This is a genomic window from Aureimonas flava, assembly GCF_003583935.1.
GTDB classification, from domain to species: Bacteria; Pseudomonadota; Alphaproteobacteria; order Rhizobiales; family Rhizobiaceae; genus Aureimonas; species Aureimonas flava.
This window is the reverse complement of record NZ_QYRN01000007.1, coordinates 162,840-186,345: the sequence shown is the minus strand read 5'-3', so window position 1 is coordinate 186,345 and position 23,506 is coordinate 162,840. Positions and strand designations below refer to the sequence as shown.

The 23,506-nt window shown below is 70.5% G+C and carries 18 protein-coding genes; 4 read left to right on the top strand and 14 right to left on the bottom strand.

The window, feature by feature from the left end:
- Positions 1–3 precede the first annotated feature (3 nt).
- The gene (locus D3218_RS14340) at positions 4–1,614 is read left to right on the top strand and encodes a tripartite tricarboxylate transporter permease (RefSeq protein ID WP_119540773.1); all 1,611 of its coding nucleotides are present in this window, start codon (positions 4–6) and stop codon (positions 1,612–1,614) included.
- Positions 1,615–1,702: 88 nt separating this feature from the next.
- On the opposite strand, the gene D3218_RS14335 is transcribed toward D3218_RS14340, so the two are convergent.
- On the bottom strand, positions 1,703–1,882 hold the full coding sequence (locus D3218_RS14335; protein WP_119540772.1) for a hypothetical protein: 180 nt from the start codon (positions 1,880–1,882) through the stop codon (positions 1,703–1,705).
- Between the two features lie 227 nt (positions 1,883–2,109).
- Between D3218_RS14335 and D3218_RS14330 the strand changes: the two genes are divergently transcribed.
- A complete protein-coding gene (locus D3218_RS14330; RefSeq protein WP_245415055.1) occupies positions 2,110–4,092 on the top strand; it encodes an AI-2E family transporter in 1,983 nt (660 codons plus the stop codon).
- A 172-nt stretch (positions 4,093–4,264) separates the two neighbouring features.
- On the opposite strand, the gene glgX is transcribed toward D3218_RS14330, so the two are convergent.
- Positions 4,265–6,535, bottom strand: a complete 2,271-nt coding sequence (glgX, locus tag D3218_RS14325) for a glycogen debranching protein GlgX (protein ID WP_119540879.1) — start codon at positions 6,533–6,535, stop codon at positions 4,265–4,267.
- A 145-nt stretch (positions 6,536–6,680) separates the two neighbouring features.
- Here glgX and D3218_RS14320 point away from each other — a divergent pair, with 145 nt between their 5' ends.
- Positions 6,681–7,112, top strand: coding sequence for a CBS domain-containing protein (locus D3218_RS14320; RefSeq protein ID WP_119540771.1), 432 nt, complete (start codon positions 6,681–6,683; stop codon positions 7,110–7,112).
- On the opposite strand, the gene D3218_RS14315 is transcribed toward D3218_RS14320, so the two are convergent.
- The 3 genes from D3218_RS14315 to D3218_RS14305 all read right to left on the bottom strand — a co-directional run bounded on the left by D3218_RS14315 (position 7,090) and on the right by D3218_RS14305 (position 11,443).
- Positions 7,090–7,611 carry a DUF533 domain-containing protein gene (locus D3218_RS14315; RefSeq protein WP_119540770.1) on the bottom strand — a complete coding sequence of 174 codons (522 nt, stop codon included), beginning with the start codon at positions 7,609–7,611 and terminating at the stop codon, positions 7,090–7,092. The two genes, D3218_RS14320 and D3218_RS14315, sit on opposite strands and share 23 nt — an antisense overlap.
- Positions 7,612–7,688: 77 nt before the next feature.
- Complete coding sequence (locus D3218_RS14310) at positions 7,689–8,069, bottom strand: response regulator (RefSeq protein ID WP_119540769.1); 381 nt, start codon at positions 8,067–8,069, stop codon at positions 7,689–7,691.
- Positions 8,066–11,443, bottom strand: a complete 3,378-nt coding sequence (locus tag D3218_RS14305; RefSeq protein ID WP_119540768.1) for a response regulator — start codon at positions 11,441–11,443, stop codon at positions 8,066–8,068. Before D3218_RS14305 ends, D3218_RS14310 begins: the two co-directional genes overlap by 4 nt.
- 137 nt (positions 11,444–11,580) lie before the next feature.
- Between D3218_RS14305 and D3218_RS14300 the strand changes: the two genes are divergently transcribed.
- Entirely contained in the window at positions 11,581–13,350 is a 1,770-nt protein-coding gene (locus D3218_RS14300) for an SLC13 family permease (protein WP_119540767.1), read from the top strand.
- Between the two features lie 7 nt (positions 13,351–13,357).
- Here D3218_RS14300 and D3218_RS14295 read toward each other — a convergent pair whose 3' ends face one another.
- The 9 genes from D3218_RS14295 to fni all read right to left on the bottom strand — a co-directional run bounded on the left by D3218_RS14295 (position 13,358) and on the right by fni (position 23,374).
- Complete coding sequence (locus D3218_RS14295; RefSeq protein ID WP_245415054.1) at positions 13,358–14,812, bottom strand: alkaline phosphatase D family protein; 1,455 nt, start codon at positions 14,810–14,812, stop codon at positions 13,358–13,360.
- A gap of 82 nt (positions 14,813–14,894) precedes the next feature.
- Entirely contained in the window at positions 14,895–16,022 is a 1,128-nt protein-coding gene (locus D3218_RS14290; RefSeq protein WP_119540766.1) for an ABC transporter ATP-binding protein, read from the bottom strand.
- Positions 16,019–16,834 carry an ABC transporter permease gene (locus D3218_RS14285; RefSeq protein WP_119540765.1) on the bottom strand — a complete coding sequence of 272 codons (816 nt, stop codon included), beginning with the start codon at positions 16,832–16,834 and terminating at the stop codon, positions 16,019–16,021. The genes D3218_RS14290 and D3218_RS14285 overlap by 4 nt, the downstream gene beginning before the upstream one ends.
- A complete protein-coding gene (locus D3218_RS14280; protein ID WP_119540764.1) occupies positions 16,831–17,715 on the bottom strand; it encodes an ABC transporter permease in 885 nt (294 codons plus the stop codon). The genes D3218_RS14285 and D3218_RS14280 overlap by 4 nt, the downstream gene beginning before the upstream one ends.
- Positions 17,716–17,815: 100 nt before the next feature.
- Positions 17,816–18,931, bottom strand: coding sequence for an ABC transporter substrate-binding protein (locus D3218_RS14275; protein WP_119540763.1), 1,116 nt, complete (start codon positions 18,929–18,931; stop codon positions 17,816–17,818).
- 262 nt (positions 18,932–19,193) lie between these two features.
- The gene (locus D3218_RS14270) at positions 19,194–20,252 is read right to left on the bottom strand and encodes a TerC family protein (RefSeq protein ID WP_245415053.1); all 1,059 of its coding nucleotides are present in this window, start codon (positions 20,250–20,252) and stop codon (positions 19,194–19,196) included.
- Between the two features lie 270 nt (positions 20,253–20,522).
- Positions 20,523–21,200: a ribulose-phosphate 3-epimerase gene (gene rpe, locus D3218_RS14265; protein WP_119540761.1), complete on the bottom strand. Its 678-nt coding sequence runs from the start codon at positions 21,198–21,200 to the stop codon at positions 20,523–20,525.
- Between the two features lies 1 nt (position 21,201).
- A complete protein-coding gene (locus D3218_RS14260; RefSeq protein WP_119540760.1) occupies positions 21,202–22,245 on the bottom strand; it encodes a class 1 fructose-bisphosphatase in 1,044 nt (347 codons plus the stop codon).
- 85 nt (positions 22,246–22,330) lie between these two features.
- Positions 22,331–23,374 carry a type 2 isopentenyl-diphosphate Delta-isomerase gene (fni, locus tag D3218_RS14255; protein ID WP_119540759.1) on the bottom strand — a complete coding sequence of 348 codons (1,044 nt, stop codon included), beginning with the start codon at positions 23,372–23,374 and terminating at the stop codon, positions 22,331–22,333.
- Positions 23,375–23,506 lie beyond the last annotated feature (132 nt).

Here is a 23,506-nt window from a genome sequence, read left to right as displayed (position 1 = left end):
GCGATGGATACCTTCGCCCTTCTCGGTCAAGGCCTGGCGACGGCCGCCCAGCCGATGAACCTCCTCTACGCGCTGATCGGCGTGACGCTCGGCACCGCCGTCGGCGTGCTGCCGGGCATCGGCCCGGCGCTCACCGTCGCGCTGCTCCTGCCCGTCACCTACCAGCTCGACGCCGCCGGTTCGCTGATCATGTTCGCCGGCATCTACTACGGCGGCATGTACGGCGGATCGACCACCTCGATCCTCCTGAACACGCCGGGCGAGAGCGCCTCGATCATCACCGCGCTCGAGGGCAACAAGATGGCCCGCAAGGGGCGCGGCGGACCGGCGCTCGCCACCGCCGCGATCGGCTCCTTCGTGGCCGGCCTGATCGCGACGCTCGGCCTCGCCTTCCTGGCTCCGGTGATCGTCTCCTTCGCGCTGTCCTTCGGGCCGGCCGAGTACTTCGCGCTGATGCTACTCGCCTTCGTCACCGTGTCGGCGGCGTTCGGCGACTCGGCCCTGCGCGGCCTCACCGCGCTGGCCCTCGGCCTCACCTTCGGCCTCGTGGGCATCGATCTCCAGACCGGCCAGGCGCGCCTGACGCTCACCCCGGTCGCGCAGTACTTCCAGGGCATGGCCGCCGACCCGGCCGCCTCGCTGCACGGGCTCTGGGCCGCGCTGGCGAGCCTGTTCGGCGGCATCTCGGCCAATCTCCTGGACGGGATCGAGGTGACCACGCTCGCCGTCGCGCTCTTCGCCATCGGCGAGTGCCTCGTGGTGGCCGCCGCCGCGAGCCGCACGCCCGACACGATCGAGGCGGTGACCGGCTCGCTCTGGATGACCAAGGAGGACTGGAAACGGTCCTGGAAGCCCTGGCTGCGCGGCACCGCCGTCGGCTTCCCGATCGGCGCCATGCCGGCCGGCGGCGCCGAGATCGGCACGTTCCTGTCCTACTCGATGGAGAAGAACCTCACCAAGCACCCGGAGGAGTTCGGCAACGGCGCGATCGAGGGCGTCGCCGGCCCCGAGGCCGCCAACAACGCCTCGGCCGCCGGCACGCTGGTGCCGCTGCTGACGCTCGGCCTGCCGACCTCGGCCACCGCCGCGATCATGCTGGCCGCCTTCCAGCAGTTCGGTCTCCAGCCGGGCCCGCTGCTGTTCATCACCTCGCCGCAGATCGTCTGGGGCCTGGTCGCCAGCCTCCTGATCGCCAACCTCATGCTGGTGATCCTGAACCTGCCGCTGATCGGGCTCTGGGTGCGCCTGCTCACCATCCCGCGCCCCTGGCTCTACGCCGGCATCCTGGTCTTCGCCACGCTCGGCTGCATCGGAGCCAACCCCTCGCCGGTGGAGCTCGGCATGCTGCTTCTGTTCGGCCTGATCGGCTACATGCTGCGCCGCTTCGGCTATCCGATCGCCCCGGTCGTGGTCGGGCTGATCCTCGGCCCGATGGCCGAGCAGCAGCTCCGCCGGGCGCTCGCCATCAGCCAGGGCGACCCGACGATCCTGGTCCATTCCTGGCTCGCCGTCGCGCTGCTCACGCTGGCCGTGCTGGCGCTGGTGGTGCCGATGATCCTGCGCTCGCGCGGGCGCGGCCAGATCCTCTCGCAGATGGCGGCCGACGAAGACTGAGACGTCTCCTCGGACAGACCAACGAAAAGGGCGGCTCCCGCGAGGGAGCCGCCCTTTTCATGCATAGGTCGCCTCGACCGTCCGAGGCTCAGCCGAACTTGACGTCGTCGAAGGCGTCAGGCGCGATGCCGGCGGCTTCCAGCGCCGCGCGCGGCGGGCGCTTGCCGGCCTCGGCCGCCGCCGCGCAAGCCGCGATGCCGCCGAAGGCGTCGGTCATGCTGCGGATCCGCTGGCCGAGGGAGCGCGTGCGGGAGGTGCGGGCGTTCATCGAGGTCGTCCTTTCGGGTGTCCGTTCCGTCGTGTCGACCGGAAGATGGGGCCTTTCCCGAACGCTTTGAAGCGATGATTCGGCGCGGCAGCCATGCCTTCGGCGCATACCGAGCCACCGAGCCGCGCGTGAAAGGCCTTCACGGATCGCGGAACCGGCGCGCGGCCCGTGCGTTTGCCACCGTTCGCGCTGTGGGATGTTCCGGCGCGCCGGGGAGACGCCGAGCGTTGGATATCATCACTTCGCAGATGCTGCGCCGCGCGCTTCCCTTGTTCACGGCGCTGGCGATCGGCGTCCTGACGCTGTCGATCGCTGCGATCCTCACCCTGGGCCGCGAGATCTTCGTGCCCTTCGCCCTCGGCATCCTCCTCGCCTTCATCCTCGCCCCGATCGTGATCGGCCTCCAGCGCATGCGCGTGCCGCGCATGCTGGCGATCAGCGGAGCGATCCTGGCGGCCACCGTGGTGATCGTGGCGCTCGGCTTCGTGATCGCGACGCAGATCACCTCGCTGGTCGGCGAGATCCCGTCCTATCGCCTCACCGTGCAGCGGAAGCTCCAGTCGCTGTCGGCCTCGGCGCAGGCGACCGGCGACGGCCCGTTCAGCCGCGCGGCGCTGGCGCTGGAGGAGATGGCGGCCGACATCCAGTCCATGGCCGCGCCGTCCGAGACGGGAGATGACGCCCCTGCCCGCCGGCCGATCCCGGTGACGGTGGAGAACCAGGGCTCGGTGCTGGAGACCATCAGCGCCATCGCCCTGCCGCTGCTCCAGCCCCTGGCGACCTTCGGCGTCGTGATCATCTTCGCGATCTTCATCCTCCTTCAGCGCGAGGACCTGCGCAACCGCTTCATCCGCCTCGCCGGCACCGACGACCTGCAGCAGACCACGGCGGCCATCGACGACGCGGCCAAGCGCCTGTCCAAGCTCCTCCTCTTCCAGCTCGGCGTGAACGCCGCCTTCGGCACCGTCACCGCGCTGGGCCTCTGGTTGCTGGGCGTCCCCAGCCCCGCGCTGTGGGGCATTCTCGGGGGCGTCCTGCGCTTCATCCCCTATGTCGGCGGCATCGTCGGCGCGGGCCTGCCGATGCTGCTCGCCTTCGCCGTGGATCCGGGCTGGTCGATCGTGATCTGGACGGCCGTCCTCTATCTCGGCGCCGAGGCGATCCTGTCCAACGTGGTGGAGCCGGTGCTCTACGGGCATTCCACCGGCCTCTCGCCGGTGGCGATCCTCCTGGCTGCCACTATCTGGGCCTTCCTCTGGGGGCCGGTCGGCCTGATCCTCGCGACGCCCCTGACGATCTGCCTCGTGGTGATGGGCCGCCATGTGCCGCGCCTCGCCTTCATCGACGTGATGTTCGGCGACCGGCCGGCGCTCTCGCCGGCGCAGATCTTCTACCAGCGCATGCTGGCCGGCGCCCCGGGCGAGGCGATCGATCAGGCACGCGAGTTCCTGCGCGAGCGGGAGCTCGCGACCTACTACGACGAGGTGGCCCTGGAGGGCCTGCGCATCGCCCACGAGGACGTCGCGCGCTTCGCCGTGGAGGGGGAGCGACTGGGGACCCTCCAGCGGTCGACGCTGGAACTCGTGGACGGCCTCGGGGGCGTGCGCACCTCCTCCCGGACGGGCCGCCGCGGCAAGAACCTCACGGCGGAAGCCGCCGCGGCCGTGGACGCGGCCGGGCCCGACCAGGAGGTGACGCGCGTCGTGCAGCGCCGCCAGGACCTTCTTCCGGACTGGCGTGGCGAGCGGCCCGTCGTGTGCATCGCCGGCTTCAATGCGCTGGACGGGGCCGTGACAGCGATGCTCGCCCAGGTGCTGACGCGGCACGGTCTGCGGGCCGAAGCGGTGGATCTCGCCGCGTTGCAGCGCGATCCGCCCGATCCGGCGCAGGCCGAGGGTGTCGCCCTGGTCTGCCTGTCCTTCGTGGAACCCTTGTCCACCGTCCATCTGCGGCAGGCCGTGCGCCGCGTCCATCGCATCGCGCCGAAGGCCCGCATCCTGATCGGCATCTGGCGGCAGCGCGACCCGGCCATGCTGCGGGACCTGAAGCGCCGCGTCCATGCCGACGCCCTGGTGACGACGCTCAACGGCGCGCTTGCCGCCGCGCTCGACATGTCGGGGCTGAAGACCGCGGCGCCGGAGCCTGCCGCGCCATCGCCCGCCGCCGCCGGCGACGGCACCAAGGTGGAACCGGCCGTCGCCACCGCCTGAGCCGTCGCCCCACCGCCCGACCGGGCGCCGGACGCGGCACGCCGCGCCCGGCACGCCGCCGTCCCGTTCCACGTCCACGTTCGAGCGCGCGGCGCCCGACCCCAAAGCGAAAGGGCCGCTCCGGATGGAGCGGCCCCTTCTTCGTTGCGACGATGGGTCGGCGGGTCTCGCCTCAGCCCGCCTCGGCCCGCACGATGTGGACCCGTTCCGCCGCCGCGCGCTGGAAGGCCTCCGAGACATGGGCGAAGGCCAGGTGCGCCTCGTCCGACAGGGAGTAGCCGTCCTCCGGCTCCAGGATGAAGGCGAGCATCGATCGCCCGGTGGCCATGTAGTCGGTGTCGAACTCGAAAGGCACGAGTTCGTCGCGGTTCGGCATGTTGGTGTCGATGATGCAGTGCCAGCGGCGCCCGCCCGGCGCGGACGGCAGCCGGAAGTTCACGACGTCGTAGTGCGCGTTGAGGATCAGCAGCATGGTCGCGTCGGAACCGACGCGCTTGATGCCCTCCGACTGCGCCCGGCCGTCGAGGAGCACGCCGAAGCAGCGCGCCCCGGCGTCGTCCCATTCCGACTGACCCATCTCGCCGCCCGAGGGCGACATCCAGGTCACGTCCTTGGCGCCGATCTCCTCGTCGTAGCGCCCCTGGAGGAAGCGGCCGCGCCGCAGCATCGGCAGCGCCTGGCGCAGCATGATGAGCTTCTGCACGAACTCGGCCAGGTCCTCGCCGTCCGGCGAGACGTTCCAGTCGACCCAGCCGATCTCGTTGTCCTGCGCGTAGGCGTTGTTGTTGCCGCCCTGCGTGCGGGCGAACTCGTCGCCCGCCAGGATCATCGGCGTGCCGCGCGAGAGGAGCAGCGTGGCGAAGAAGTTGCGAAGCTGCCGGAAGCGGACGTTGTTGATCTCGGCGTCCTCGGTCGGCCCCTCGACGCCGTAGTTGTTGGAGAGGTTGTGCGAATGGCCGTCGCGATTGTCCTCGCCGTTCGCCTCGTTGTGCTTGTCGTTGTAGCAGACGAGGTCGTGCAGCGTGAAACCGTCATGGGCGGTGATGAAGTTGACGCTCGCCCAGGGCTGGCGGCCACGATGGTCGAAGAGGTCCGCCGAAGCCGAGATCTTGCCGGCCACGGCTGGCACCTTGCCCTCGTCCCCGCGCCAGTAGCCGCGCACCGTGTCGCGGTAGCCGTCGTTCCACTCGGCCCAGCCCGGCGGGAAGCGCCCGACCTGGTAGCCGCCCGGACCGCAGTCCCAGGGCTCGGCGATCAGCTTGACCTGGCTCAGCAGCGGGTCCTGCATCGTGGCGTGGAGGAAGGAGGACTCCTCCGAGAAGCCGGTCGGCTCGCGCGCCAGGATGGTGGCGAGGTCGAAGCGGAACCCGTCCACCCGCATCTCGCCCGCCCAGTAGCGCAGGCTGTCCATCACGAGCTGCATCACGCGCGGATGCGACGTGTTGACGGTGTTCCCGGTACCGGTGTCGTTGATGTAGTAGCGCTTGTTGTCCGGCAGCAGCCGGTAGTAGGTCGCGTTGTCGATGCCCTTGAACGACAGGGTCGGCCCGTTCTCGTTGCCTTCGGCCGTATGGTTGTAGACCACGTCGAGGATGACCTCGAGCCCATGGTGGTGGAAGGTCGAGACGAGCTCCTTGAACTCGTTGACGAAGGGCGTCGCCATGTAGCGCGGGTCGGGCGCGAAGAAGCCGAGCGTGTTGTAGCCCCAGAAGTTGCGAAGCCCCTTCTCGACCAGGTAACTGTCGTCCACGTAGGCGTGGATCGGCAGGAGTTCGACGGAGGTCACGCCGAGGCTCTTGATGTACTCGACGACGTCGTGGTGCGCGAGGCCGGAGAACTTGCCCCGGTCGCGCTCGGCGACGCTCGGATGGCGCTGGGTGAAGCCCTTGACGTGGGTCTCGTAGAAGATCGTGCGCTCCCAGGGCACGTTCGGTCGACGCTCGTTGCCCCAGGTGAAGGCGGGATCGACGATCTGCGACTTCGGCACGAAGGCCGCCGAGTCCCGCTCGTCGAACGAGAGGTCGCCGTCGGCATGCCCGATCGTATAGCCGAACAGGGCGTGGTCCCATTTCAGCTCGCCCACGTGCTGGCGCGCATAGGGGTCGAGCAGCAGCTTGTTGGGATTGAAGCGGTGCCCCGCGTCGGGCTCGTAGGGCCCATGGACGCGGTAGCCGTAGACGAGGCCGGGGCGCGCGTCGGGCAGATAGCCGTGAAACACCTCGTTGGTGTACTCTGGCAGCACGATGCGCTCGATCTCGGTGGTGCCCGTCTCGTCGAACAGGCAGAGCTCCACCTTGGTGGCGTTGGCCGAGAACAGCGCGAAGTTGACGCCCAGCCCGTCCCAGGTGGCGCCGCGCGGGAACGGACGTCCGGCCGTGACGCGCGACCGGCGCAAGCCCGGCTTCGCGAGGTTGGACGCGAAGTCGGAGGCATTCGAAAGAATGTTCAAGGGATCGATCCCGTCAGAAGAGGAAACACGCCGGAGGGAAGAAGGCGACAACCGGCTTTTGGTTCCCGGCACGGCGAACCCTTCGGGGGCTGGCGCGTTCCCGTCGCATCTTCCCCGACATGACCGAGGACCCGACCCCTTGAAGATCCAGGACGTGATGAACCGGCACGTGGAGTTCGCCTCCCCCGACGAGCCGGTCACCGAACTCGCCGTGACCATGGGCGATCTCGATGTCGGCTCGCTGCCGATCGGCACCCCGGAGGACCCCAAGGGCGTCGTCACCGACCGCGACATCCTCTATCGCGTCGTGGCGCGCGGGCTCGACGCCTCGCAGGTCCGCGCCTGCGACGTGATGTCCTCGCCGCTGATCTCGTGCCGGGCCGAGGACAGTTTCCAGACCGCGATGGACATGATGACGGCGCACCGCGTCCGCCGCCTCGCCGTCACGCAGGGCGGCGGCGGCGCGGTGGTCGGCTGGGTCACTCTCGCCGACCTCGCGCGCACGCTTCTTCTGGAATCGGGAACGGTTCAGTCGGCGGTGCGCGAGATCACCCGCGAAACCGCCGGTTGAGGCTGCCGACCACGTTGGCGGTCAGCCCGAGCCGGGCGGCGAGATAGGCGAGATAGCTCTGCGCCAGAACTGAGCGACGGCCGAGCACCAGCAGCGACACGGCATAGGCGTGCGCCGCCCGGTCGAGCCGCTGCGCCTCGCGCACCATCTCGCCGAGCGACTGCGCGGGTTCCTCCGGCCGGCCGAGCGGCTCGAGGTCGGCCGGCGCCGCGCCGAGCCGCGCCAGCGTCTCGGCGGCACGCCGGCGCCGCGCACCGTCCGCCCAGCCGCCCTCGTCCGCTTCCACGGCCAGCGCCGCGGCGTTCACCGCCGCGCGCGTCTCGTCCGCCGAGAAGGAGCGGAAGTCCAGGGTCAACGGAAAGGACACCTGCCGGAAGTTCGCCAGATGGGCCAACAGGACCTTGAGAGCCAGCGCGGCCTCCACGCCGTCGCGGCGCGGCGCGTCGGTCGCCGGCAGGACCGGCGCGGCGGCGGCGAGATCCGGTATGTCGATGTTCAACCCCTGCCCGTCCCGCGGGCCCGCCTGGCGTCCGGCCAGGCGCCAAAGCCATTCGAAGCTCAAGCGCGTGGCCCCGCTTACTGCGCCGCCGCGGCCTGCGGCAGCAGCGCCTCGATCTGGCCGAGCAGGCGCGAGAAGTCCACCGGCTTGGCGTGATAGTCGTCGCAGCCGGCCGCCAGCGTCTTCTCCTTGTCGCCCGACATCGCGTGCGCGGTCAGGGCGATGATCGGGATGCGCGGGATCGAGGCGTCGGCGCGCATGGTGCGCGCGGCGGTCCAGCCGTCCAGCACCGGCAGGTTCATGTCGAGCAGGATGACGTCGGGCGCGGTGCCCCGCGCCTTCTCGATCCCGTCCTGCCCGTCGTGGGCCAGAACCACCTCGTAGCCGCGCCTCTGGAGGCGGCGGGACAGGAAGTCCCAGATTTCCTCGTGGTCCTCGACCAGCAGGATGCGTGTCATGATGTCGGCTCCGATCCGGAATGGCCCGTCTGCGCAAGGTCCCGGGCCCCGCAGGCGGCGCCTTGCCCCACCATAACGCGGATCTGGGCCGCAAGGTCCCTGAGATTCACGTCTCCCTTGGAGAAGATATCCTCCGCCTTGCCGTGGAGGAAGCGCATCTCCTCGGCGGAGAGATCCTTGGAGGTGAGGACCACGACCGGGATGTCGCGCCAGTCCTCGCGCCCCCGCATCGCCCGCAGGAATCCGAACCCGTCCATCTCCGGCATCACGAGATCGAGGAGGATCAGGCTCGGCCGCGCCTCCTCCATGCGCGCCAGCGCCTCGCGACCATTCAGCGCGGTAATCACGGAAAGCCCCTCGCGCTCCAGCATGGTGGCGGTGCGGTGGAGACCGTCCTGGTCGTCGTCCACCGCCAGGATGACCCCGTTGTCGGTGGTGCGGAAGCGGTCGAGCACCGCCTTGAGGCGGTTCCACTCGACGGGTTTCAACAGGTAGTCGGCCGCGCCCAGCGCGTAGCCGAGGCTGTGCTCGTCGATGATCGTGATCATCACCACGGGGATGTCGGACACGTCCGGATCGCCCTTCAGCTCGGTGAGCACCGCCCAGCCGTCCATCTTGGGCATGGTCACGTCGAGCAGGATCACGTCGGGCTTCAGAAGTCGCGCCATCTCCAGGCCGCTGAGCCCGTCGGCCGCCGTGCGCACCGAGAATCCCTCGCGAAGCAGGAAACGGGTCACGAGCTCGCGGGCGTGCGGATCGTCGTCGATCGCGAGCACGAGCCCCGCCCCGCCGTCGGAAGCGTTCGGCTCGCCGGCCGCGGGCAGCGCCTCCTCGGCGGGCTGCTCGACCTCGGCGGGGATGCGGATGGTGAAGGTCGTGCCGTGCCCCGCCTCGCTCGTGACGCCGATGTCGCCACCGAGCAGGCGGCAGAAGGCTCGGGTGATGGCGAGCCCGAGGCCCGTGCCGCCGAACTTGCGCGTGGTGGATTCGTCGGCCTGGGCGAAGCGCTCGAACAGGCGTTCGACCTGTTCGGGCGTCATGCCGATGCCCGTGTCGGTCACCTCGAACCGGATCCAGTCGCCCCCGTCCTGCGGCTCGCGGCTGGCCGAGAGGGTGATCGTTCCGTTCTCGGTGAACTTGGCCGCGTTGGACAGGAGATTGATGAGGCACTGACGCAGCTTGACCTGGTCGGTGTGCATCTCGCCGAGCTCGCCGTCCTTCTCCACCGCCAGCCGGTTCTCCTTCTTGGCGATCAGCGAGCCGACCGTGGAGGCCACCTCGTCCAGGACGTCCGACAGGGCGAAGCTTTCGGCATAGACGTCCATGCGCTCGGCCTCGATCTTGGACAGGTCGAGCACGTCGTTGATCAGGCTGAGAAGGTGGCGCGCGTTCTGCTCGATCTTCTTGAGGTCGGTGAGGAGATGGGCCTCGCCGAGGTCCTCGACCTCCTCCTCGAGCATTTCGGCATAGCCGATCACGGCCGAGAGCGGGGTGCGCAGCTCGTGGCTCATGTTGGCGATGAACTGCGACTTCGCCCGGTTGGCGTTCTCGGCGGCCTCCTTGGCGGCGGCGAGCTCCTGCTCGGCGGCGCGCTGCGAGGTGATGTCGGTGTTGGTGCCGAACCAGCGGACGATCCGCCCCGTCTCGTCGCGGATCGGGATCGCCTGGGACAGGAACCAGCGATAGTGGCCGTCCGCTCCGCGCAGCGGGAACGTGTCTTCCCACTGCACCCCTTCGGCGAAGCGTCGCGACAGCTCCTCGCGCACCCGGTCGATATGGTCGGGATGGTGGACCTTGGTCCATCCGTGCCCGCGCATCTCCTCCATGGTGGTGCCGGTGTAGTCGAACCAGCGCTGATTGTACCAGTCGATGTCGCCGCCCGTGTCGGCGATCCAGGCGAACTGGGGGATGTTGTCGGCGATGATGCGGAACTGCTCGTTGGAATGGCCGAGCTCGGCGGCGATCCGCTTCTGGTCGGTGATGTCGGTGTGGGTGCCGACCCATTCGGCGATCGTCCCGTCCGTGCCCCGGATCGGCACGGCGCGCCCGATCATGTCGCGCCACTCGCCGTCGGCCCGTCGCACCCGGTGCTCGATCTTGTAGGTGCCCTCGCTGGCGACCGTCTCGGCCCAGGCGTCGGCGCTGCGCCGGCGGTCCTCGGGGTGGACCGCGTCCGTCCAGCCGAAGCCCGAATACTGCTCCTCCGTCTGCCCGGTGAAGGCGGCCCAGCCGGGCTGCGCGCCGCTGAAGCGGCCCGAGCTCGGCACCGACCACACGATCGCGGAGGTCGCCTCGATCAGCGAACGGAAGCGGCTTTCCGAATAGGCGAGCTGGCGCTCGGTGCGCAGCCGCTTGGTGGCGTTGGCGAGCACCACGCCCGCGCCCACCGTCTCGTGCGCGATGCGCCCTTCGGTGCGCAGCGGGTAGATGCTGGCGAGGTAGATCTGCTCGCTCTCCCCGTCGCCCGCCCGCAGCTCCACCCCGTTGTGGATGCGGCCCCAGCGCAGCGTCTCGTCCAGCATGCGCTCCAGCATCACCCGGTCGTGCGGGAAGAGGTCGAGAAGCCGGTCCGACGGCACGACCTCGCGCCCGAGGCTCGCGCCCGCCTGGGCGAAGGCCGGATTGATGCGTCCGAGCCGCCCGTCCGGTCCGACGAAGCCGATCGCCACCGGCGAGTTCTCCATCACGGCCGACAGGATCCCGGAGGCGCGCCGGCTCTCCACATGGCGGCGGAAGGCGACGAAGGCGAGCGCGGCGGCCGACAGGATCGCCGCCAGGAAGGCCACGTTGGAGACGGTGTCGTTGCGCCGGGCGGCGACTTCGGCGAGGTCGACCCGTTTCTGCGCATTGGCCTGCGCCGTGCCGATCTCGACCCGAATGTCGTCCATCAGCCGCTTGCCGGCGCCCGAGCGCACCAGTTCGGCCGCCGCCTCCATGCCGCGCTCGGTGCGCACGCGCACCGTCTCGCTCTCGATGGCGACCTTCGCGTCCGACAGCTCGCGCAGGCGCGCGAGCCGCGCGGGGTCGCCCACGCCCTCCTGCCACACGCCCTCCATCCGCACGAGCTGGGCGGGCAGGTCGGCGACATTCTGGCGGAAGGGCGCGAGGAAGTCCTCCGAGCCGGCGATCACGAAGCCGCGGGTGGCGGTCTCGACGCTGGTCATCATCGACAGGAAGCGCTCGGCCTCGGCGATGATCGCGCCGTTGCCGCTGGTGGCGGCCTCGCGCCGCGTGTCCTGCCAGACGGTCCAGCCGAAAGCCGCCACGGCCAGCGCGAGCAGCGCCCCGGCCAGGAAAGCCATGCGCCCGAGCACCGACTGTCCGCTCGCCGCGCTCGTATTGCCGGACGCGATCCCGGCGCCACCTTGTGTCATGCGAAAAGGCCCCCCGAACACGGACCACGGCGCCGCGTCGCAGCGATAACGGCGCGGGCCGGTTTTCGTTCGACGCGCACCGGCCGCCGTGTGCCGATTTGCGACCGCCGCCCCGTCGTCCCTCTCCCGTGAGCGCCATGACCCTCGACCAAGCTCTCGCCTTCGGCCTCGTCGGCCTCACCGTCGCCGGCTTCGTCTGGGGGCGTCTGCCCTACGACCTGATCGCCCTTCTCGGTCTCCTGGCGGGCGTGATCACCGGCATCGTGCCGGTGAAGGCCGCCTTTTCCGGCTTTTCCGACGACGTGGTGGTGATCGTCGTGGCCGCGCTCCTCGTCAGCGCGGCGATCGCGCGTTCGGGCGTCGTCGAGGACATCATGCGCCCCCTCATGCCGCACATGCGCACCGCGCGCCGGCAGGTGTTCGTTCTCGTCGGGGCGGTGACGCTGCTCTCCATGGTGACCAAGAACGTCGGCGCGCTCGCCATGTTCATGCCGATCGCCTCGCAGGTCTCGCGCAAGAACGGCACCTCGATCTCGCAGCTCCTGATGCCGATGGCCTTCGGCTCGCTGATCGGCGGCCTCGTGACGCTCGTCGGCACCTCGCCCAACATCATCGTCTCGAAGATCCGCCAGGACATGACGGGCCAGCCCTTCGCCATGTTCGACTACGCGCCTGTCGGGCTCGGCGTCGTCATCTGCGGCTTCCTGTTCCTGTCGCTCGCCTCCGGGCTCATCCCGAAGCGCAAGCCCGCCGGCGGCATGGGCGAGGCCTTCGCCCTCGACGCCTACACGGCGGAGGTCGAGATCCCGGAGAACTCGGCGATCGCGGGCCGGACCGTGGCCGAACTCGAATCGGCGGCCGACAACGACATCGCCGTGCGCCTGGTGATCCGCGAGCGGTTCCGCCGCCACGAGCCGACGCCCGGCATGGTGCTCAAGGCGGGCGACCTCCTGCTCCTCGGCGGCGAGCCGGAGGGCATCGAGCGCGCCGTGGCGCGCGCCGGCCTGCGGCTCTCGGGCGACCTGCCGACACGCGGCGACATCGAGACCGAGAGCGTGGTGGAGGGCGTGGTCACGCCGCAGTCGCCGATCATCGGCTCGCGCCTCGGATCGCTCGCGCTGGAATCGGCGCAAGGGGTGGCGGTGCTGGCGGTGAGCCGGTCGGGGCGTCCGATCGAGCAGCGCCTCGCCTCGCTGCGGCTGCGCGAGGGCGACGTCCTGGTGCTCAAGGGAACCAGCGAGAGCGTGCCGGCGGCGCTCGCCGAGCTGCGCATCCTGCCGCTCGCCGAGCGCTCGATCGTGCTCGGGCGCTCGCGCCGCTCGTTCATCCCGCTCGGCGTCCTGGCCGCCGCGATGGTGCTGACGGCGACGGGATACGTGCCAGCCGTGGCCGCCTTCTTCGGCGCGGCGGTGGTGCTGCTCCTCCTGCGGGTCATGAGCATGCACGAGGCCTACGGCACGGTGGAGGCCTCGGTGATCGTGCTCCTGGCCGCGCTGATCCCCCTGTCGGAGGCGATCCAGACCACCGGCGGCACGGACCTCATCGCCGGCTGGCTGTCCGTGGCGCTGCACGGGCTCTCGCCGCTCGCCTCGCTGTTCATGGTCACGCTGCTCGCCATGGCCGTGACGCCCTTCCTGAACAACGCGGCCACGGTGCTGATGCTGGGGCCGATCGCCGGCAGCCTCGCGATGCGGCTCGGGCTCAACCCCGACCCGTTCCTGATGGCGGTGGCGCTGGGAGCGGCCTGCGACTTCCTGACGCCGATCGGCCACCAGTGCAACACGATCGTCATGGCGCCGGGCGGCTACCGGTTCGGCGACTACTGGCGTCTCGGCCTGCCGCTCTCGGCCATCGTCCTTCTCGTCGGGGTGCCGCTGATCGCCCTGTTCTGGCCGGTCGGCGGCTGAGCGGCCCTCAGAGCCCGAGTTCGGGCGTGCGGCCGGACTCCTCAAGCTCCCAGGCCGCCGTCCACTGCCCGGCGCGCCGGCGCAGCACCAGGTAGTTGCGCTCGGCCGTGTAGACCGCCCCCTGCCCCGGCAGCCGCTTCAGCCGGATCGGGCGGCCGGGCAGCGGCGAATGGCCGAGGCGCGACAGCAGGCCGAGGCCGAGGCCGAGCGCCGCCGGCGGCTTGGGATGGGTGATGCCGGAGGCGACGAGCTGGTGCATCGCCGAGCCGTCCGACAGGCGCATCTCGCCGCGCGTCGCCAGGTGGATCTCGCCCGACACCACCGTCACCGGCCCACCGCGATCGACGGCCTCCGCCTCCAGCGCCCGCAGGAACCGCACCCATTCGGCGCGGTGGCCACGGCTCTGCCACTGGTCGCGCAGGTCGTCCTCGTACTGCTGCTGGCCGGGATAGAGGTCGAGCAGCGCCTCCAGGAGCGACAGGCGCGGCCCGAGCGCCGGCACGGAGGAGACCACGAGGCGCCGATCGCCGTCCGGCGCGTCCGCGAGCCCCGCCTCGAACGCCGCCCAGCCCTCCTCCCCCATGACGCGTCGAGGCGTGCGCTCGGAACGCAGGTCCGGCAGGAGCACCGAGAAGCCGGGGAAGCGCGCGTCCTGCGCGAAGCTCGCCCCGGTCCGGTCGCGGCAGGTGGCGGGCAGGTCGGCGGGGTCGGCGCCGAGCTGGAACAGGACGAACATCTCGCGCGCCGCCCGGAAGAGACCGAGCGCGACCGGGCTTTCCTGGAGGCCGGCCGGATGGCTGCCCCAGCCATCGAAGATGTCGTGGTCGTCCCAGATCATCATGGAAGGCACGCAGGCGGCGAGTTCGGCGAAGGCGGGCTGGCGCATCAGCGCCAGATATCGGCGGAAGAAGTAGCCGCGCACCGCCTCCTCCACTTCGGGGCCCCAGGCGACCTCCGGCTTGCGGTCGATCGGCAGCTCGGCCCAGCGGCGCGTCTCAGGATGGGCCTGCACCGCCTCGTCGGCATAGAGCTGGTCGCCACCGTGCAGCAGCAAGGCGAAGGGACGGGCGCGATGCTCGGCCGCCAGGCGCCGCCACATCACGTCGCGGTCCTCGTGGCTGCGCGTCTCGTCGCCGTTCTCCTGGCCGTTGCAGGACACGAAACCCACCGCCACGTCGCCGGAGAGGTCGCTCCGGACGCGGAAGCGCCGCCCGTCCAGCCGATAGCCCGCGTCGGGCCCGGCGGGCAGCGCGAAGTCGGCACCCCAGACCCTGTGGCCGAACAGGCGCGCGCGCTCGGACAGCGCCACGGGCTCGGCGCCGTCCGCCTCCAGGCGAGGCGGCCCGGCGCCCTCGCGGGTGACGGCGACCAAGCCGAGCCGCAGCCCCGCCGCGTCCGCGCCGCGCGCATAGAGGGCGGGGCCGGCGACCAGCGCCGGCTCGTGGTTCTCGGTGATACTCAACGCGTTCGGTTTCCCCGGCTCGGAGCCCCTTCAACGGCGCTCATGTCGTGCACGGGGCGGCCGAGACAAGATGCGCAGCCGTCTAAACCTCGGCCGCGATCGGCGTGCGCAGGCCCGGCGGCGTGGCGGAGGCGCGGCTCGCGGCGCCCGGCCCGCCGGGCTCCGCGCCCAGGCACAGGACGTCGGCGGGCGAGAAATGCACGGCCACCGCCGCGCCATGGCCCGGCGGCGGCGCCGCCGGATCGTTGAACGTGTCGATCAGGAGCTCGTCGCGGCCGAAGCGGGCGCGAAGGCGCACCACCGAGCCCAGGAAGGCGACGGAGGTGATTTCGCCGCGCAGCGCGTTGGAGCGTTCGCGGCTGGCTTGGAGCGAGAGTGCCTCGGGGCGCAGCGCCAGCGTCACCGTCTCGCCCGGCCGCGCGGCGCCGGCGTCGGCCTCGATCTCCTGCCCGTCGATGATCACCCGCCCCCCGTGCGCCACCTCGCCCTTGAGGAGGCCGAGCGTTCCGACGAAGGACGCGACGAAGCGGGTGCGCGGGTGGTTGTAGATCTCGAACGGGATGCCGACCTGCTCGATGCGCCCGTCCGACATGACCACGATCCGGTCCGACATGGACAGGGCCTCCTCCTGGTCGTGCGTCACGAAGATCGTGGTGATGCCGAGCTCGCGCTGGAGGTCGCGGATCTCGGTGCGCAGCGAGACGCGGATCTTGGCGTCGAGCGCGGACAGCGGCTCGTCGAGCAGGAGGACGCGGGGACGGGGCGCGATGGCGCGGGCCAGCGCCACGCGCTGCTGCTGGCCGCCCGAGAGCTGGTAGGGGTAGCGGTCGGCGATGCGCGGCAGGCCGATCAGGCGCAGCATGTCCTCCACCCGCGTCCGGCGCTCCGCCTTGGGCACCCCCGCGACCTTGAGGCCGAAGGCCACGTTGTCGGCCACCGTCATGTTGGGAAACAGCGCATAGGCCTGGAACACCATGCCGATGCGCCGGGCGTTGGGGGCGAGGCCGGTGACGTCCTGCCCGTCGATGCGAACCGTGCCCCGGCTCGCCGTCTCGAAGCCGGCGACGATGCGCAGCATGGTCGTCTTGCCGCAGCCGGAGGGTCCGAGGAAGGTGACGAACTCGCCCTTCTCCACCGCCAGGTCGAACCCGTGCAGCACCGTGTTCGGGCCAAAGCTCTTGGAGACGCCCGCGATCTCGAGAAAGCTCATGGAACCGCCTTCGCCTTGGGTTTGAGGAAGGAGCGGGCCCGGCCGGGGCCCGCCCCGCCGAGGAGATGCAGCAGCACCATGCAGCCCCAGGTGACCGCGAAGGCGATCATGGCGAGCGCGGCCGGCTCGTAGGCGCGGTTGGCGCCGACGTTCTGGAGGTAGGGGCCGAACGCAGGACGGTTGAGCAGGCTCGCCAGCACGAACTCGCCGATCACGATCGCGAAGGTCAGGAAGGCGCCCGACAGCACCGCCGCCCGGACGTTGGGCAGGATCACGCTGGCGAGGATGGTCCGGCGCCTGGCCCCGAGGCTCTCAGCGGCCTCCGTCAGGGTGCGGATGTCGATCGCCTGGAGGCCGGTGTCCACCGCGCGGTACATGTAGGGTAGCGACAGCACCGTGTAGCCGAAGACCAGGATAACGTTGGTGCCCGCCACCGATCCGGTGAACGGCAGCCAGGACGAGGAGTTGTAGAGCCGCAGATAGCCGAACACGAGCACGATCGGCGGGATCACCAGCGGCAGGAGCGTGACGAACTCCACATAGGGGCGCAGGCGCGGCAGGCACAGGCGAACCCAGTAGGCCGTGGGCACCACCAGAAGCGCGCCGATCACGATCGTGGCCAGCGCGCACACGCCGGAGAACAGGAACGTGTCGCGGAACCGGTCGTCGGCGAACACGACGCGATAGGCCTCGAAGCTCCACTGGCCGCGCAGCATCGACAGCGAGAACTGGAAGGTCGCGTAGAGCGGCAGCAGGAAATACAGCGCGGCCAGCGCCACCGCGATCCAGGCGAGGACGCGCGGCGCCCTCATCGCAGCCACCGCTCGGCGCGCGCGCGCAGCCAGATGTAGAGGAGGTTGGAGCAGCCGGTGATGACGATCATGCCGAAGGCCAGCGCATAGCCGAGATTGGGATTGTAGAGCACGTCGCCGCGGATCTGCGCGTAGAGCAGGATCGGCACGATGTTGAGCGAGGAGCCGGTCAGCGCGTAGGCCGTGGCGATGGCGCCGAAGGCGTTGGCGAACAGGAGCAGGAAGCAGCCCATGAGGCTGGGAAACAGGACGGGCAGCGCCACGAGGCGCCAGTACTGCCAGTTGGAGGCGCCCAGGATCGAGGAGGCCTCGCGCCATTCCCGCTTCAGCCCGTCCAGCGCCGGCGTGATGATGAGAACCATCAGCGGGATCTGGAAGTAGAGGTAGGTGATGGTCAGCCCCCAGAAGCTCAGGAGGTTGAAGCCGAGCCGGTAGATGTTGAGGCCGAAGGCCTCGTTCAGGAGCCAGGTGACGAGGCCGATGCGCCCGAGGGTCGCCAGGAAGGCGAAGGCGAGTGGAATGCCCGCGAAGTTGGAGGCGACGCCCGAGAAGGTGACCACGGAGGAGCGGATCCACGACGGCAGTCCGCCGTGCACGATCGCGTAGGCGAGGAAGAAGCCGAGCAGCGCCCCCAGCGCCGCCGAGGCGAGGCTGATGCGGATCGAGATCCAGTAGGCCGAGAGGATCTGCGACTGGAACAGGCCGGCGATGTTGTCGAGGGTGAAGGCGCCCGCCGGGTTCTGGAAGGCGCCGACCACCAGGTAGAAGGTCGGCGCGACCAGGAACAGGAGGGCGAAGGCGAAGAAGGGAACGACGCCGAGCCAAGCCAGCGGGAGCCGTCGCGCGCGCTGCGTCGGCGGGCCGTCGGCGGCCGCCGCCATGCCGGGTTCGAGGGCCTGGACACTCAACGCATGAGCCCTTTCGCTGAAGCCGGGGGAGGACCGCCGCGATGGGCGGCGATCCTCGAAGCTCGCACCCGCCCTACTGGACGTTGGCGCCCACGACACCGTCCCACTTGGTGGTGATCTCGGCCTTGGCCGCGTTCTGGTCGTCCAGCGAGGGGAACTTGGCGATCTCGTAGCTGGCGGCCGGCGGCAGGCGGTCCAAGAGGTCCTGCGGGATCTTGCCGGCCTTGGCCATCTCGTTGAAGCGGATCGGGTGGCAGTAGCCCTTGAGGTAGGTGAGCTGCCCTTCGTCGGAATAGATGTACTCCATCCAGAGCTTGGCGGCGTTGGGATGCGGCGCGTAGGCGCTGATCGCCTGGACGTAGACGCCGGCGAGGACGCCCGACTTCGGCACCACGACCTCGACCTCCGGGTTGCCGTTCAGCGTGTCGCGGCTCGACAGGGCGTTGTAGTCCCAGCGGATCATGATCGGCGTCGTGCCCTGCGCCAGCGAGGCGGGCTTCCCGATCACCGGCACGAAGTTGCCGGTCGCGTTGAGCTGCTTGAAGAAGTCGAGGCCGGCATCGGCGATCTGCGTGGCCGAGCCGTCCGGCATCTTGGACAGGCCGGCGGCGTAGACGGCCTGGATCGCCTGCGCCGAGGCGCGCGGGTCGCCAGCGAGCGCCACCGAGTTGGCGTAGTCGGACTTCAGGAGGTCGGGCCAATCCTGCGGCACCTCAGACACGATGTCCTTGTTCACCTCGAAGGTGAGCACGCCGTAGTAGTCGCCGTACCAGTAGCCCTCGGCATCCTTGGCGTCGGCGGGGATCTCGTCCCAGGTCGCGACCTTGTAGGGCTGGATCAGCTTGTCGGTCTTGGCCTGCGGGCCGAACGAGAGGCCGACGTCGATCACGTCGGGCGCCTGCGGCCCGGTGTTGCCCTGGTTGGCCTTGATCGCCTCGATCTCGTCGGCCGAGCCGGCGTCCGGGTTCAGCTCGTTGACGGCGATGCCGTACTTCGCCTTGAAGCCGGAGATCATCTCGCCGTAGTTGCACCAGTCGTGCGGCAGGGCGATCGTGGTGAGCTGGCCCTCCTTCTTGGCGGCCTCCACCAGCGCGTCCATGCCCTGCGCGCTCGCGCCGGCCGTGGCCGCGCCCAAGGCGACGCTCGCCAGAACCGCCAGCGACACGCCCCGTTTCATTGTCCCGATCATCCCGCTCTCCTGAGGTTTTCCTGCGATGGCGTGTCGCGCAGCCGCACCCCCCATCGGCCGAGCGGGACTATCACCGTGGCGTGACAGTTGCGTGTCGCTCGCGCCGCGGCCGGCGTCTCCTGCGTTCGGCGCCTATGTGAGCGGGAAACCGGCGGCGGGGCAAGGGGCAAGACGCCCCGTCCCCAGACGGGCGCCGCACGAAAAAGGCCGGCCCCGAAGGGCCGGCCTCGCGATCACCGCAGGTTGTGCGCCGTTGCGGGCCTCAACCCGCCTTGCGGGCGTCCGACCGGCTCTTCAGGAGGCTGGCCACCGTGGTCACCACCAGGATGCCGATGATGACCATGAGCGACTGCTCGATCTCGACATGCATCCAGGACGGGACGGCGACCGGCTGGCCGTCGTTGAGGAAGGGCAGCGTGTTGGCCTCCACGGCGTGGACGATCAGCTTGAGGCCGATGAAGGCGAGGATCAGCGACAGCCCGATGCCCAGATACACGAGGCGATCCAGCAGCCCGCCGATCAGGAAGTAGAGCTGAAGGAGGCCCAGGAGCGCGAAGGCGTTGGCCGTGAACACGATGTAGGGCGCGTCCGTCAGGCCGTAGATCGCCGGGATCGAGTCCAGCGCGAACAGGAGGTCGGTCATGCCGAGCGCCAGGATCACGATGAACATCGGGGTGAAGAAGCGCTTGCCGTTCTCGATCACCCAGAGCTGGTTGCCGCGGAAGTCGTCCGTGGTGCTCAGGTGCCGCTGGAAATACTTCACGATGGCGTTGGGCTCGTATTCCTCGTCGGTCGACTTCTGGTGCTTCAGGCTCTCGACGATGAGCTTCCACGCCGTCCACAGGAGGAACAGGCCGAAGATGTAGAACACCCAGGAGAAGCGCTCGATGGCCGCCGCGCCCAGCGCGATGAAGATGCCGCGCATCACCAGGGCGATCACGATGCCGATCAGCAGCGCCTTCTGCTGGTAGGCGCGCGGCACCAGGAAGCTCTTCATGATGATGACGAAGACGAAGAGGTTGTCGACCGAGAGCGACTTCTCGGTGACGAAGCCGGCGAAGTACTCGATGCCGTGCTGGCGGTCCCAGAACTCCCACACGCCCCAGCCGAACAGGAGCGCCAGCGCGACGTAGAAGGTCGACCAGAGGGCCGATTCCTTGAAGGTCGGCTCGTGCGGCTTGCGGACGTGGGTGAGGAAGTCGAAGACGAACAGCGCGGCGATGCCCGCGATGGTGGCCAGCCAGACCCAGGTCGGCACCACGTCGGGCGAGACCCCCGTCACCGCCGTCTGTGCCGCCGCCTCCGATAACGATTGCTCCAACGATCCCTCCTTCGCCGTCCAGACCCCGGATGCGGCTTCGATACTGACAAGGCCCCGGACGGCCGCGACTGACGTTCCGCGCCGGGGAGGCCGCCGTCCGGCGGCGTTCCCGCCCGGCACGCGGCCGCTTAGGTGTGTCCTCCACGCCGCGATGCAACATCCCCCGCGCACAAATCTTGGCGAAGGGCGCCGCGCGAGGCAACGGCGCGGCTCGGAATCGGCGAAGAAACGTTTGAAATCAGAGAATACGGCTTCGTTACTTGCCGAGCATCACGCTTTGTTGACCGAGGCCGAGCGACGGAGCGCGTCGATATTGTTGCGGTAGTTGTCTTCCGTACCGCCCCGGTAGACCGCCGAACCGGCCACGAACGTGTCGGCGCCGGCCTGGCGGATGGCGCCGATCGTCTCTGGCGCCACGCCCCCGTCGACCTGGAGGCGGATCGGCCTCGCTCCGATCATGGCGCGCAGGCGGCGCACCTTCTCCAGCGTCGCGGGGATGAAGCTCTGGCCGCCGAAGCCCGGGTTCACGGTCATCACCAGCACGAGGTCGACCCGGTCCAGGACGTATTCGATCGCCGTCTCGGGCGTGGCGGGATTGATCGCGACGCCCGCCCGGCAGTCCAGCGCGCGGATCGCCTGGAGCGTGCGGTCGAGATGGGTGCAGGCCTCCGCATGCACCGTGATCCCGTCGCAGCCCGCCTTGGCGAAGCCCTCGAGATAGGCGTCGGGGGAGGCGATCATCAGATGCGCGTCGAAGAACCGGGCGGAGGCTCCGCGCACGGCCGCCACCACGGGCGGACCGAAGGTGATGTTGGGCACGAAGCGTCCGTCCATCACGTCGAGATGGATCCAGTCCGCCCCGGCGCGGTCCACCGCCGCGATCTCCTCGCCCAGCCGCGAGAAGTCGGAGGACAGGATGGAGGGCGCGATCAGGATGTCGCCGTCCATGTCAGATGCCCCCGATCGGACGCTGGCCGAACAGCGGCGAGACTTCCGAAAGGCTCGCCGGGTCGGTCATCACGGCGGCGAAGGCGAGCACCTCCTCGCGCGAGCCGAAGACCACGGGCGTGCGCTGGTGCAGCCCCTCGGGCACGAGGTCGAGGATCGGCCGGACGCCGTCGCTCGCCGCGCCGCCCGCCTGCTCGGCGCAGAAGCCCACCGGATTGGCCTCGTAGACGAGGCGGATGCGCCCCTTGTCGTAGCCCTTCCGGCGGTCGCCCGTGTAGATGTAGATGCCGCCGCGCACGAAGATGCGGTAGGCGTCCGCCACCATGGACGCCACCCAGCGCATGTTGAAGTCGCGCCCGCGCGGGCCGTCCGCCCCCTCCTGGCACTGCTCCACGTAGAGCCGCACCGGGTCCTCCCAGTGGCGGGCGTTGGAGGCGTTGATCGAGTATTCCTTGGCGACCGGCGGGATGTGGAGCGGGCCCATGCGCGTGAACGCGCCGGTCTCGGGCGACCAGCCGAAGGCGTGCGTGCCCTGGCCGAGGGTGAGCACCAGCATCAGCCGGGGGCCGTAGACGAAGAAGCCGGCCGCGAGCTGGGCCCGGCCGGGCTGGCGGAACACGCCGGCGGGGTCGGCCCGGTGCGCGTCGGTGACGGGCAGCACCGAGAAGATCGTGCCGATCGACACGTTGGTCTCGATATTGGAGGAGCCGTCCAGCGGGTCGATCGCCATGGCGAGGCTCGCGCCCTCGCGGAGCGGCACCGCCTCGTCCTGCTCCTCCGAGCCGTAGAAGGCGACGGGCGCCGCCCTTGCGGCGGCCAGGAACAGCCGGTCGGCCTCGCGGTCCAGCACCTTCTGGATGTCGCCGCCCCCGTTGGGATCGCCGTCCGCGCCCGTGGCGGCGCCCGCGTCTCCCGTGGCCCCGGTTGAGATCAGGCGCTGGAGCGCACCGGCCGCCTCGGCCAGCCGCTCGATCAGCGCGGCGACGTCGCGCCGCTCGGAGCCCTCGCCCGCATGGGCCTCGAGATACTGGGTCAGCGTCGTCATGCGTCCTCCGAGGAAACCGTGGCCCGCAGGGATTAGCGGATCGGGCGCACCGGCGGCAAACGGAAAGCGACGCCCCGCGCCCGGCTCAGACCTGCGCGGGGAGAAGGCGCGCGCGGCGCAGGGCGGCGAGGTCGGCCGAACCCGTGCAGAAGCAGGCGATCCGCAGCTCCGCGATCACCTGCTCGAAATGCGCCACCACCGCCTCGGTGGACCGATCGGCCGCCGGGAGCCCCGCCGCCGCCTGGCCGACGAGGTCGGCCCCAAGGCGAATCGCGCGCGCCGCGTCGAGCCCGTGGCGCACGCCCCCGGAGCCGATCACCACGGCCTCGGGACAGGCCGCCCGCACGGCGGCGATCGCCTCCGCCGTGGGAATGCCCCAGTCGGAGAACAGGAGCGCGGCGGCGCGAGCGCGCGGATCGCCCGTGCGCTCGGCCTCGATCGCCGCCCAGCTCGTGCCGCCCGCCCCCGCGACGTCGATCGCCGCCACGCCCGCCTCGGCGAGCCGCCGCGCCACGGGGCCGGAGATGCCGGCCCCGACCTCCTTGACCACGACGGGAAACTCCGCCGCCCCCACCAGGGCGGCGATCGCGGCGAACACGCCGCGCCAGTGCCGGTCGCCGCCCGGCTGCAGCGCCTCCTGCAAGGGGTTGAGGTGGACGATCAGGGCGTCGGCGCCGATCATCTCCACGGCGCGCCGCGCCTCCTTGACGCCCCAGCCGGCCACGAGCTGGGCGGCGCCGATATTGGCGAGCAGCGGGACGCTGGGGGCGCGGCGGCGCAACGCCCGATCGAGGCCGTCCGAGCCGCGCCCCTCCAGCGCGATGCGCTGCGACCCGACGGCGAGCGCCAGCCCGAGATGCTCGGCCGCCTCGGCGAGCCGGGCGTTGATCGCGCCGGCGCGCTCCGGCCCCCCGGTCATGGACGAGATCAGGAGCGGCGCGCGCATGGTGCGGCCGAGGAACCGGGCGCCGAGGTCGATCGCGTCGAGGTCGATCTCGGGCAGCGCGACGTGCTCGAACCGCACGGCGTCGAAGCCCGTGTCGGCACGCCGCCCGGCGGCGTGCGGCGACAGGACGATGTCGAGATGGTCTCCCTTGCGCCCGGCGATGCCGCCGTCTCCCTCGTCCATCCGCCTAGAATCTCCTGCCGCCGTCATGCCCGTGTCCTTCCCGCATGCCATTCCGGGACGCGGTTCGGCGCTACGTCGATTCGTCGCATTCCCGCGCCCCGCGGGCCGCGGCGCTTCCAGCGGCGCCCGCCC